Source organism: Pedobacter suwonensis (assembly GCF_044762335.1).
GTDB lineage: Bacteria > Bacteroidota > Bacteroidia > Sphingobacteriales > Sphingobacteriaceae > Pedobacter.
In genome coordinates, this window is record NZ_JBIWEB010000003.1 from 246,927 (window position 1) to 260,595 (window position 13,669).

The following is a 13,669-nucleotide window of genomic DNA, read 5'->3' on the forward strand; positions in this document are numbered from 1 at the left end:
AAACCAATGTCGTAAACCGTCAAACTCAACCCTAAAAAAAAATATTGCAAGTATTTTAGCTAAACTAATCAAATAGTTGTATTTTCACGCACCATAGCCAAACAACTATTTATCAACGTTTTCTCTGTACATGCTCAAAAATCTCCTCACCGTATTTATATTTTCGGTACTATTTCTTCCTGCCTTAGCTCAAAAAGCCAATATTAAAGGTGTTGTAGTCGACACTGTAGAAAAAAGAAACCTTTCAAACAGTTCAATACTGCTCATTAACAGCAAGGATTCCGTTCTGGTCAGGGATACCAGAGCCAAAGGAAACGGCGAGTTTGAACTGGCCAACCTAAAAAAAGGCACTTACACCTTGGTCATCACCTACCCTAAAATGGCCGACTATATCAGAGATATCCAATTGTCAGATTCATCAAAATTTAACCTGGGTACAATTGCAATGGATAATAAAGCCACCCTTTTGAATGAAGTGACGATTAAGGCACAAAAACAAGCCATCAGGATGAAAGGCGATACGATAACGTACCAGGCAGATAGTTTTGCCGTAAAACCACATGCCAACTTACAGGATTTGTTGAGGCGGTTACCTGGAATTGAGGTAGATAAAAACGGTGCCATCAAAGCCGGTGGTAAGGATGTAAATACCTTGCTGGTAGATGGGGAAGAATTTTTTGGTGACGATCCGCTTCTCGCCCAGAAATACCTAAAAGCCAATGCAGTAAACGAAGTAGAAGTATATGATAAAAAGAGTAAGAACGAGGAGCTGACGGGCATTAAGGAAGAAGATTCAAAAGAAAAGGTGATCAACGTGAAGCTGAAAGAGAATGCTAAAAATGGCTATATCAGTACAACGGAAGCGAGCAGCGACCTGAATAAATACCGCAACTTAGGTGCCATGGCGGGAGTTTATAAGGGGAAGTTGAAAGTGGCCGCTTTCGGTTTCAACAACAACATCAGTACTGAATCTAAAACCAACAACGCCATGAGCCGCCTGAAGGGGGATGAATATGATGTGATCGAGGTTGGTGATGATGGCAGTTCTGTTATGATCAGCTATGGTAACAATGATGATGATGATTTCAGGCCTGGTGGCGGTATTCCGAATATTACAACTTATGGTGCGCATTTTTCCAATAAATGGAAGGACAATAAGCTGGGTATGAAACTGAACTTCAAAGGAGCGGATAACAGTTCATTTAACGAAAGCACCAGTCGTAATGAATCGCTGATTCCAAATGGCACCACCTTTTTAAGTCAGGGCGCAAGCCGGGAGGAAAACCGCACGACAGGGCAAAGCCTGCGTGGAAGTACAGAGTTCAAGCTCGATTCGCTATCGAACCTGAAGATTTCTTTCGGGGGACGCCAGCAACACAGTTCGTCCAGCAGTTTCAGCAACAGCGAAACGAAAAACGGACGGGGCATTATGGTAAATAGCAACAACGAAAATGGGTATTCTAACGGCAAAAGTGAAGCCTTTAACGGTAATATCGGCTATGTGAAGAAATTTAAAACCAAAGGGCGGATTTTAACGGTAGACCTACAGCCGGAAAACAACCGGAATAATAATGAACGGAATAGCCTGAACCAGACAAATCTGTTTGATTCTACGGGTGTGATGCTGACTCCGGATCGCCGAAACTACCTGAATGACGACCAATCTAGCAAAACTTCACTGGCCTCGCGGATTTCTTATACCGAGCCCCTGAGCAAAAGACTCTCATTACAGGCAGGATATAGTTTTAAAACCATCCGTTCCAGCAGCAAGAAGTACACCTACAACCGCGATCTGGGTAACCAGAAAATCGATTCATTAAGTAACTTTTTCGAATTCAATAACTTTTCCAATGTCGGGAATGCGGTATTGCAGTACAAGGGCAAAAAGTTTACGCTACGCGGCGGAACACAGGCCATTCAAACCACTTTCCACCTGGACGATGTAGACAGGAACCGCCAGGTGAACCGCTCCTATATCAACTGGGCACCCGAAACGAGCCTGAGTTATAAACTGGGCCGGAGCGGCAGCATCTCCGCCGGTTATAGAGGGAGCACCGATCAGCCAGATATTGAGCAGCTGCAACCATTAAGGCAGGTGAATAGTCCTTTATACACATTAATCGGCAACCCTAACCTTAGGCCATCATTCAACAATAACTTCAACCTCAACATCAATACCTATCAGCAGAAATCTGAAATTTTTGCCTACAGTTATCTGGGTTATAATTTTGTGCAAAATGCAGTAGCTTCCAGCACCACAGTTGATCAATCTAACAAAACTGTGACCACTTTTGTCAACCTGAATGGCGGAAAAAGCCTCTATGCCGGCGGTAGTATCGGGAAAAGTTTTAGCAAGATCCACCTGAATACGAATATGGGTTTCAATTATAACTATAACCAGGACGTTTCTATCCTGAATAAAGAATTAAATAAAACCAGCCGGAGCAGCATGTCCTTAAGACCACGGATCAGTATCTATCATGATAAGTTTAGCCTGGAATACAATGTTTCCCTAAATTTCTCCAAAAGCCGTTCTACCATCGGCACGGTTAATGATGGGAAGAACTTCCGTCATGATCATGAGATTTCAGGGAACATCAATCTTCCCTACAGTACGGAATTCAATACTTCCGTGTCCTTATCTTACCAACCGGCCAATGCATCATTTGCCCGCCCGGTAAACATTGCTATATGGAATGCCTATCTGTCTAAAAGGATGCTAAAGGCTGAAGAAATGGAGATCAGGGCTTCAATTTCCGATATCCTGGGTCAAAGGGTTGGTTATAACCGTTATGTAAACGGGAACAGTATAGGAGAAAGCACTAACAGCTTTATTCCAAGATATGTATTGATAGGTGTGGTTTATAATTTAAACGGCAATTTTGTTAAAAATGAAAAGAAATAATTTAGCTGCGCTCTGGCTGATCTTCAATCTAATTTTAGGTCTGCAGATGGTTCATGCACAAACAGTATTCATCAGGAGTGCTAAAATTACTTTTGAGAAAAAGGTGAACATTAAAGAGCAACTCGCCAATAACCAGTGGCTGACTGATGAGGCCAGAGAGAAAATGGGTAAATACCGCACCACCAACTGGGAATACAGTTTCAATGACAGCACCTCGGTTTACCGGGCTAAACCAAAGGAGAGTTTAGGCGACAATGCCTTCTTCTTCAGTTCTGACAATACGGATGAACTGTTTACAGATTTGGCGAAGAGCAAACGTGTGAAAAGAAAAAGTATTATGGGCGATGATTTTATCCTGAAGGATACCATCCCGGGTCTGAAGTGGAAAATTATGCACGATCTGCGTAACATTGCCGGTTATGAATGCAGAAAAGCTATCGCTAAGATCAATGATACGGTTACCGTAGTGGCCTTTTATACGGATGAAATTTTATTAAAAGGCGGCCCGGAAGGCTTTACCGGTTTACCCGGAATGATATTGGGTTTAGCCATCCCACGTTACAATACCACCTGGTTTGCCACCAGGATAGAAGCGAAAAACGTTCCGATCTTAAACATCAGTCCACCAACAAAAGGAAAGAAAACCGACTCGGAAAAAGATTTGAAAAAATTGATTGATCTTTATACCCGTTATGATGATAAAAAGAACCCGAGAAAGATAGAAGATATTAAAAAGGAACTTTATTCATTATTTCTTTAGATCAGCATTTTTTGTTAACAATTTCAATATCAGCCAGATGATAACCACAAAAAATATTCTAATCACAGCCTAAAAGCCGTATTTTTTTTTCTTACCTTTGTATCCCGTACAAAAACAATTAAGCAGGCCTCAAACGCCTGCTTGATATCACAAATTATCAATCATGACAAAGTATATTTTTGTTACGGGCGGTGTAACTTCCTCTTTAGGTAAGGGCATCATTTCCGCATCTTTAGCTAAACTTTTACAGGCACGTGGCTACCGTGTAACCATTCAGAAATTCGATCCGTACATTAATATCGATCCAGGAACATTGAATCCATACGAACATGGCGAATGCTTTGTGACAGAAGATGGTGCCGAAACCGATCTGGATCTTGGTCATTACGAACGTTTTCTTAACGTTCCGACTTCACAGGCCAATAACATCACTACCGGCCGCATCTACCAAAATGTAATCAGTAAAGAACGCAAAGGTGAATACCTGGGCAAAACGGTACAGGTTGTTCCACATATTACCGATGAGATAAAACGCAACATGCGTATTCTGGGCGAAAGTGGCGAATACGATATTGTGATTACTGAGTTGGGTGGTACAGTTGGTGATATCGAATCTTTGCCATTTATCGAAGCTGTTCGTCAGTTTAAATGGGAAGAAGGGAGTACCAATGCCATTGTAATCCACTTAACCCTGGTTCCTTATCTGGCTGCTGCAGGTGAGTTAAAAACAAAACCAACTCAACACTCTGTTAAAGCATTACTGGAGTATGGTATACAACCAGATATTTTAGTTTGCCGTACCGAGCACCACTTGAGTGCTGACCTGAGAAAAAAAATAGCCTTATTCTGTAACGTTAACATCAATGCCGTAATCGAATCAATGGATGCATCTACCATTTACGATGTACCTTTACTGATGTTAAAAGAACAACTAGATAAAACGGTTTTATCGAAATTAAAACTGCCGACAAAAAACGATCCGGATATGGAAAGCTGGAAAGATTTCCTTGGGCGTTTAAAAAACCCGACTGCTGAGGTAAAAATCGGCCTGATTGGTAAATATGTAGAGCTACCGGATGCATACAAATCGATTATCGAATCTTTTGTACACGCAGGCTCTAAAAATGAATGTAAAGTCAGGGTAGAATATATTCACTCTGAGGGTATTTTCCCTGATAACGTAAAAGAAAAACTGGGTCATTTACAAGGCGTTTTAGTGGCGCCTGGTTTTGGTAGCCGCGGTATAGAAGGTAAAATCGATGCCATAAAATACGTTCGTGAAAATAATGTGCCTTTCTTTGGAATCTGTTTAGGTATGCAATGTGCCGTTATCGAATTTGGGCGTAATGTTTTAGGCTTGAAAGATGCGCACACTACCGAAATAGAAGAAAATTCTGCAAATCCGGTTATCAATATGATGGAAGAGCAGAAAAAAGTAACCAATAAAGGTGGTACAATGCGTTTAGGCTCATACCCTTGCGATATCAAAAAAGGTACAAAAGCTTATTCTATTTACGGCAAGTCACATATCAACGAGCGCCATCGTCACCGTTACGAATTTAATAACGCTTATTTAAAGCAATATGAAGAGGCAGGAATGATTGCTTCAGGTATGAATCCACAGACTAATTTAGTTGAGATCGTAGAGCTTAAAAACCATCCGTTTTTCGTTGGCGGACAGTTTCACCCAGAATTAAAATCAACAGTTGCTAATCCTCACCCACTTTTTGTTAAATTTGTCGCCGCTGCAATGGAGTTTGCAAAAAAGAAAACGAATTAAAAAGCAGTACATACATAAATAATGGATAGAAATACCTTTACAGGACTGTTCCTGATTATGATCATTTTGGCAGGATCATTCTACTTTTTGAAGCCGAACGAGGCCGAAATAAAAAAAGCCAAAGAAACAGAGCGTTTAGATTCTTTGAAAAAAGCCGGTATTGCACCTGCACAAAAAGACACCACTAAAACAGCTGCAATGACTAACCCTGCGGTAGATTCTGCAGCATTAAAAGGTCCTTTTGGTACTGCCTTAAACGGCACGGAAGCCAACACTGTGCTGGAAAACGAAAATTTATTAATTAAATTAAGTAATAAAGGTGGTAAAATTATCTCAGTTGAAGTTAAAGGACAGAAAACCTTTACCGGCAAACCGGTTGTTTTATTTGATGGTAACCAGAATAAATTTGGTTTAAATCTTAACGCTGCCGGTAAGGTAATCAATACTAACGATTTATACTTTACACCAACTAAAACCGGCAGTACGGTTACCATGCGCGCCAATTATGGTGCAAATGCTTATGTAGAGTATGTTTACGATTTAAAAGCATTGAGTAACAAAGTTGCTTTTAACATTAATCTGGTTGGCTTACAGCAGGTAATTGCTGGCAACAGCATCGGTTTAAACTGGCAGACTACTTTACTGCAACAAGAAAAATCCATCGAAAGCGAACACCGTTATTCTGCACCATATTATAAATATTTAGATGGCGATGTAAACCACTTAAGTGTTTCTAAAGATGAAAAAGAAGAACTATCAAAAGGCAAAATCCAGTGGTTCTCTTTCAAACAGCACTTTTTCTCGGCATCATTAATAGCTAAACAAGCTTTTGAAAAAGGAAGTTTAGAGGTTAAAATTCCAACTGCTCCGGGCCAGGTAAAATTCTACGATGCCAATATGCAACTGCCATATACGCATAGTGCAAACCAGGTTTATGAAATGGAGTTTTATTTTGGTACCAACAAATTCTCTGCTCTAAAAGCACAGGGATACGATCTGGAACAGCAGGTTGATATGGGTTACTGGCCTTTAAAATACATTAACCGCTTTATTGTATTACCGGTATTCAATTTCTTGAACAGCTTTGGCTGGAACTACGGTTTAATCATCCTGGTACTGACTATTTTGTTAAAAGTGGCCTTATCGCCGCTTACCTACAAGTCATACCTTTCAATGGCTAAAATGCGTGTATTGAAACCGGAAATGGACGAAATTAAAGCTAAAGTAGGTGAAGATAACCCAACATTGGTTCAGCAGGAATATTTAAAACTGTACAAAAAAGCAGGTGTAAACCCACTTGGCGGTTGTTTGCCTATGGTACTACAGTTGCCTTTGGTAATGGCGTTTTTCTTCTTCTTCCCTAACCTGTTTGAGTTAAGAGGTGAGAGTTTCCTTTGGATGAAAGATTTATCAACCTATGATGAGTTTATCAAATTTGGCGTAAAAATCCCTTTCATTGGTGATCACTTAAGCTTAATGTGTGTATTGATGACGGTATCAACGCTGATCATGACGTATTTCAACAACCAGGTTTCTGGTGCTACGGGTCAGATGAAATATATCGGTTACATCATGCCAATCATTTTCTTAGGCGTATTAAACAGCTATCCAGCCGGATTAAACTATTATTATTTCTTAGCCAACTTAATGACTTTCGGACAGCAGTTCCTGATCCGCAAAATGGTTGATGATGAAAAAATCCATGCTTTAATCCAGCAGAACAAAGCCAGACCAGTTGATGAGAAAAAGAAAAAATCTAAATTCCAACAGCGTTTAGATGACTACATGCGTCAGCAGCAACAGCAACAAACCAAGAAATAATCTTGTTTTATTCCAAAACAAAAATCCCCGGTTATTTTTAAGTAATCGGGGATTTCTGTTTTGGGCTGAGCGATAAGTGCATGGCGTTAGGCGCTTGTGCCCACACCGCCTAATCTTCTCCCCTTTAACCTTTGCCTTTCCAAATAACGCCTTAAATTGTAATATTTGGTATACAAGTTTCTTAATAAGCTAAAATTTTCCAATTTTAGAAGATTAAATCAACAAACTAATTAATTTAAAATGCAAAAGAGACTAACTGTTATTCTGTTTTTCGTTGTCAGCTTTGCCTACGCACAAAAGAAACCTTTAGATCATTCGGTGTACGATACCTGGGAATCAATAGGCACAAAGCAATTATCAAATAATGGCCAATGGGCGATGTACAGCATCTTACAGCAGGAAGGAGATGCGCAGTTATACCTTGCCAATATCAAAACAAATATCAAAATCAATGTTCCCAGAGGGATGAATGCGCAATTCAGCAATGATTCAAAATTTGCGGCTTTCAACATCCGTCCGCTAAATAAAGAGCTGCGTCAGGCCAAAATCAAAAAGAAAAAGTCAGACGAATTACCAAAAGATTCATTAGGGATTGCCAACCTTACAAATAATGCGGTAACAAAAGTACCCAGGGTAAAATCTTTCAAATTCCCGGAAGAAGGCACTGGTGTATTGGCGTATTTAACTGAAAAACCAGATACTGCGCAAAAAGCCATGAAACCTGTTGAAAAAAAAGATGGCGAAACTGATTTTGCTGATGATGAGCCTGCCGGAAAAGGTAAAACCGAAGAAGGAACAGATCTGGTGGTAAAAAACCTTACAACAGGAACTGACAAGACCTATAAGTATGTTACTGATTACTACTTCAGCAAAGATGGCAAACAATTGGTTTTTGCTTGCAGTGGATCTAAAAAAGACAAAACGGCTCCACAGGGCGTATTCTTGCTCAACACCGAAAAAGGTACCTTAAAAACGCTGATTAAAGGTAAGGGAAGTTTTAAGAATTTCACTTTTGATGAAGAAAGCGAACACGTGGCATTTGTAGGTGAACAAAGTCCGGAAAAAAGGGAAATAAAAGACTACAATATTTATTATAGCTCTTTAACACTTGACACGGCGCAGATCCTGGTTGATTTTGATATGCCCGGACTACCAGCGAAATGGTCGGTTAATGGTGATGGCAAAATTGCTTTCAGCAAAGATGGGAAGAAGTTATATTTTGGCATATCGCCTGTTAAAAAACCAAAAGACACTACAATAGTAGATTTTGAAGTGGCTAAAGTTGATGTGTGGAATTATAAAGATGATTATTTGCAACCCATGCAGCTTAAAAATGCAGAAAGAGACAGCAAAAAAAGTTATTTATCAGTTATTGATGTTTACAGCAGTGATCCAAAAGTAATTCCGCTAACCGATGTAAAACTACCTGATGCCAGTATCATCGCTGAAGGTGATGCAGCGGAGGTTTTGGCTTCTACCGATTACGGCAGGCGGATCGAATCGCAATGGAGCGGTTCAACTTCAAAAGATTATTACCTGGTTGACACAAAAAACGGCCAGAAAAAGAAAATCATCGAAAACCTAAATGGTTACGCTTTGGCATCACCCGCGGGGAATTATATCCTTTACTTCGATCGGAAACTAGGCAGCTGGAACACTTATCAGGTAGCCAGCGGAAAGGTTACCGTTTTAACCGCAGGCTTAACTGAAAAGTTTGTTGATGAAGAAAATGATGTACCAGACCTTCCTTCTGCTTATGGTTTAGCCACCTGGACCGAGGGCGATAAAGCGGTCCTGATTAATGATAAATATGATCTATGGTCGTTTTCGCCAGATGGAAAATCGGCACCGAAAAATATCACTGCAGGCTTTGGAAGAGCAAACAACATCACCTTCCGTTACGAGAACGTACGGACAGACAGAACAGAAAGAAATGCCAGTAAGTTTGTTAAAGCAAATGAATTGGTTTGGTTATCTGCCTTTAATAATCTGACCAAAGAAAACGGCTTTTACCGCACTAACGTAGGTACTTCTAAGGCACCCGAACCAGTTGTAATGGCAAAATTTAAGTATTCCGGTCTCACAAAAGCTAAAGATGCTGATATTTACATCTACGATAAAGCAAATTATGTAGAATCGCCAGATGTTTACATCACTACTGATTTCAAAACCGAAACCAAATTGAGCAACACGAATCCGCAACAAAAAAACTACAATTGGGGTACTGCAGAATTGGTGAAGTGGACTACACCGAAAGGTTATAAAGCTGAAGGGATTTTGTACAAACCGGAAAATTTCGATCCAAATAAAAAATATCCGATGATTGCTTATTTCTACGAAAAATTATCGGATGGTTTATATACTTACCAAGCACCAGCACCTACACCCTCCCGCTTAAATATTTCCTACTTTGTAAGTAACGGCTACCTGGTGTTTGCACCAGATATTAGCTATGAAAACGGACACCCGGGAAAATCGGCAGTTGAGTTCATCAATTCAGGTGTGGAAAGCCTGAAGAAAAACAGTTGGGTAGATGGCAGCAAAATTGGTATTCAAGGTCAAAGCTGGGGCGGTTACCAGGTGGCTTACCTCATTACGCAAAACAATATGTATGCTGCTGCCTGGGCAGGTGCACCTGTAGTGAACATGACTTCTGCTTATGGTGGTATCCGTTGGGAAACCGGTATGAACCGTCAGTTCCAGTATGAAAAAACACAAAGCCGCATTGGTGCAACCCTTTGGGAAAAACCAGAGTTATATATCGAAAACTCTCCATTGTTTATGCTACCAAAGGTAAATACCCCGGTTGTGATTATGGCTAATGATGCAGATGGTGCAGTGCCATGGTACCAGGGCATCGAAATGTTCACCGCCCTGCGCCGTTTAGGTAAACCGGTTTGGATGCTAAACTATAATGGTGAAGCGCATAACCTGGTTCAACGCCAGAACCGGAAAGATATTCAGATCCGTGAACAGCAGTTTTTCGATTATTATCTAAAAGGCGCCAAAGCTCCGGCCTGGATGACAATTGGAATTCCCGCTACCGAAAAAGGAAAAACATGGGGCTTTGAGTTAACAGATGATAAACCGTAGTTAATCCTGGGTTAGAAGATCGAAGTCCATGGTTGATAGTACATTTATTATGTGCCATGGATTTTCTGTTTAGGGGTATGATGGATAAGTCTGATGTATACTTGCAATCGTCACCCTGATCCGATAACGCTTATCGGATTTATTTCAAGGTCTATTCAGCGAGAAAGATGCTGGAAACAACTTCAGCATGAAGATCGTAAATAGAACAACGATTCTTATGAATTTCAGCTTAAAAAAACTATTTTCACGCATCAAATAAAACTAAACAATCCTAATGGCATTAAGCAGAATCTGGTCGGCATTTATTATTATAGCTATTGTTGTAGCAAGTATTAAATGTTTCTTCTTCGGACACAGCGATATATTTAACTGGATGGTAATTGGCAAATCATCCGACCCTTTAAATCCTTTAAAATTAGATGGCATTATCGAAACCTGCTGGATTGCGGTAGACCTTTGTATTAAATTAGTAGGAACATTAGCTTTATTTATGGGCTTAATGAGCATCGCTGAAAAGGCAGGCGGCATCCGTTTATTATCCAGAATTATAGGTCCTTTTTTTTCAAAACTTTTCCCGGAGATTCCGAAAGGACACCCTTCTATGGGGCATATGATCATGAATTTCTCTGCCAATTTGTTAGGCCTAGATAATGCAGCCACACCATTCGGTATAAAGGCGATGGAAAGTTTGCAGGAGCTGAATCCCAATAAGGAAGTGGCCAGCAACTCACAGATTATGTTTTTATGCCTGCACGCCGCCGGTTTGTGTTTAATTCCGGTCAGTGTAATTGCCATCAGGTCTACCCAAAATGCGCAAGACCCTACCGATATTTTTATCCCCTGTTTAATTGTAACCTTTGTAGGTACAATGGCTGCAATGCTTATTGTATCTTTTAGGCAGAAAATAAATTTACTTCAACCCGTTATCATTACCTGGGTACTTGGTATATCAGCTATAATAGGTTTGCTGGTTTGGTATGTAAGCAAGTTAAATGCAGAAAGTATAAAATCATTTTCGGGCTTATTGAGCGGAGGTATAATTTTACTGATTTTTTTATTGATTGTATTGGGTGCCCTGTATAAAAAAATAGATGTTTTTGACGCTTTTATTGATGGCGCTAAGGGTGGATTTGAAACGGCACTGAAAATTATCCCTTACCTGGTGGGTATTTTGGTAGCCGTAAGCATGCTGAGAACAAGCGGAACTTTTGATGTAGTGATGAGTGGAATTAAAAGTTTGTTCGTATTCTTTGGAGCCGACACCAAATTTGTCGACGCCCTGCCTACAGCCTTAATCAGGCCTTTAAGTGGCGGTGCGGCCCGTGGTATGATGGTGAGTACAATGATTTCAAGCGGACCTGATTCATTTGCCAGTAAACTTTCGGGAGTTTTTCAGGGCGCTTCAGATACGACCTTTTATGTGGTAGCGGTTTACTTTGGCGCTGTTGGAATAAAAAATACGCGTTATGCAATAGGCTCGATGTTACTGGCTGATCTGGTTGGCGTTTGTACGGCAATTGCGCTCAGTTACATGTTTTTTGCTTAGTTTGATGAATTGGTTATTGGCGATTGCTCATTGGTGAATTGGCGCCCAGGTTATGATTTACCGGGCCGGTTTCTTACCTGTTGACGCCATCCAACATTGGCTTCGCTATCGGATTATAGCTTTCAGGTTAAGCGCGATTGATAAAGATTCTTCATTGCAATCAGCATGACAACATAGGAAAATACTGAAAAAATCCCTGCCAGAAATTCATCTGACAGGGATTTTAATATCTTAAAATAAACAGAAGCCTTATGCCTCAAATGTTTATCATGCAATACTAGCGGGAGTTTGGGGAGATATTCTATTGATAATTTCATCAATCGCGTCTGGATCAATCACCGCATTTTTCGAAGCACACCATTTTTCCGACTTATTATCTAACCAGATACAGAAAGAATGGTAACCGTCTAAAATTACAGCATAAGTTTCATGAAAATCATCTTGAATACGCATGCAAAATCCCTTAAAAATTTTGCCTCTCACGTTAAACTGCAGAGTGGAATAATTTTCTAACATGGCTCATTATATTTTAGGTTAATTTACAACAAAATATAGATGAGAATGTTTTGTTAATATAAAGGAATTAACAACTTATTCTTAAGCGTTGTAACTTAATTTAACCTATGTTTAACATGTTCGAATAACCTTTCGCAATCAACCGTTTTTTTGAAGGCAAAGATAGTTCACATTGAAGATTTAGAATCGTACGTCCTCTTTTCACGATTGACGTTTCTGCAACCACTTCGTCGCCCTCACTTGCTGTTGCAAAATAGTCGATGTAATTATTTACAGTGGTATACCGATCGTTTAATCCCATCGTAAAAACCGTTGCACCGATCAGGTCGTCAATAATGCCAGCCGTTACGCCGCCGTGCAAAATCTGATATGGATTAGTCATTTCTTTACGGATCGTATAGCAACACACCAGTTTTCCATGCGCTGCTTCGACTAAAACCGGTGCCAGCCAGTTCATAAAGTTAGAAGGCGAATCAGTAATCACTTTACCAATCGATTGTCTTAAAAAATTTAGTCGCTGCTCGCTCAAAGAGGGTTCCATAATTATAAATGCTTAAATATTTGATGCTTTAGGTAAAGGTAAGGAAAATGAGGCACAGTCTTTAGAACGAAAGGTTAATAACCCTTATCCGATTATAGATATGAGGATCATATTAAAATTCATTTTACATATTTAAAGCGCAGGGCCAGTACAAAAAAACAAAGCTCCCTCCCGTTTTTCGCTTATACGCTTCGCTTCCTCGTACCTCGTTGCTGCAGGGTAACGCTGCAACCGGGGCTAAATGGCCAAAACTGTATTTCATTTGTGGGGTTGCAGGGTGCACAAACCTTTGTTTTTAAAACCTAAGGGATTGAGCGGAATAGCCCGGAGCGCAGCGAGGACTATTAGTGAAAGCGGGCTATTGCCCGCCAAGAAACACGAACCGCCCATTTCCTGATTAAAAAAGCCTTATTATCTTTGTAGCGCAAGGCCTCTGCCGAACACCTCATTTCTGCCTGTTTTACGCTTCGTTGTCTCGTATCTTGTTGCTGTTGGCTAATGATGCTACCGGGGCTATTGGCCAATACAGCATTTCATTTGCGGGGTTGCAGGGTGCACAAACCTTTGTTCTTAAACCCGATTGCAATGTAAAGCCCGCATCCCGATTTTTTCAATCGGGAGAGGACTTGAAATGAAAAGCGGGACCAGCGACCGCCAAGAATCACTTAACGTTCATTTCATATAACATATCTTCAATTAAAAAGATT

General features: G+C 40.3%; 8 protein-coding genes. 6 read left to right on the forward strand and 2 right to left on the reverse strand.

The window, feature by feature from the left end:
• Positions 1-130: 130 nt before the first annotated feature.
• The 6 genes from ACIQXP_RS06975 (at position 131) to ACIQXP_RS07000 (ending at position 11,905) form a co-directional block, all read left to right on the forward strand.
• Positions 131-2,905 carry an outer membrane beta-barrel protein gene (locus tag ACIQXP_RS06975; RefSeq protein WP_387504993.1) on the forward strand — a complete coding sequence of 925 codons (2,775 nt, stop codon included), beginning with the start codon at positions 131-133 and terminating at the stop codon, positions 2,903-2,905.
• Positions 2,892-3,665, forward strand: a complete 774-nt coding sequence (locus ACIQXP_RS06980) for a GLPGLI family protein (protein WP_387504992.1) — start codon at positions 2,892-2,894, stop codon at positions 3,663-3,665. The genes ACIQXP_RS06975 and ACIQXP_RS06980 overlap by 14 nt, the downstream gene beginning before the upstream one ends.
• 163 nt (positions 3,666-3,828) lie before the next feature.
• Complete coding sequence (locus tag ACIQXP_RS06985) at positions 3,829-5,445, forward strand: CTP synthase (RefSeq protein WP_293742952.1); 1,617 nt, start codon at positions 3,829-3,831, stop codon at positions 5,443-5,445.
• A 21-nt stretch (positions 5,446-5,466) separates the two neighbouring features.
• On the forward strand, positions 5,467-7,266 hold the full coding sequence (yidC, locus tag ACIQXP_RS06990; protein ID WP_387504991.1) for a membrane protein insertase YidC: 1,800 nt from the start codon (positions 5,467-5,469) through the stop codon (positions 7,264-7,266).
• Between the two features lie 240 nt (positions 7,267-7,506).
• The gene (locus tag ACIQXP_RS06995) at positions 7,507-10,359 is read left to right on the forward strand and encodes a S9 family peptidase (RefSeq protein ID WP_387504990.1); all 2,853 of its coding nucleotides are present in this window, start codon (positions 7,507-7,509) and stop codon (positions 10,357-10,359) included.
• Positions 10,360-10,633: 274 nt separating this feature from the next.
• A complete protein-coding gene (locus tag ACIQXP_RS07000; protein ID WP_090985612.1) occupies positions 10,634-11,905 on the forward strand; it encodes a nucleoside recognition domain-containing protein in 1,272 nt (423 codons plus the stop codon).
• Positions 11,906-12,172: 267 nt separating this feature from the next.
• On the opposite strand, the gene ACIQXP_RS07005 is transcribed toward ACIQXP_RS07000, so the two are convergent.
• Both ACIQXP_RS07005 and ACIQXP_RS07010 read right to left on the reverse strand, forming a co-directional pair.
• A complete protein-coding gene (locus tag ACIQXP_RS07005) occupies positions 12,173-12,421 on the reverse strand; it encodes a hypothetical protein (RefSeq protein ID WP_293742956.1) in 249 nt (82 codons plus the stop codon).
• Between the two features lie 100 nt (positions 12,422-12,521).
• On the reverse strand, positions 12,522-12,962 hold the full coding sequence (locus ACIQXP_RS07010) for a PaaI family thioesterase (RefSeq protein ID WP_387504989.1): 441 nt from the start codon (positions 12,960-12,962) through the stop codon (positions 12,522-12,524).
• Positions 12,963-13,669: the final 707 nt, after the last annotated feature.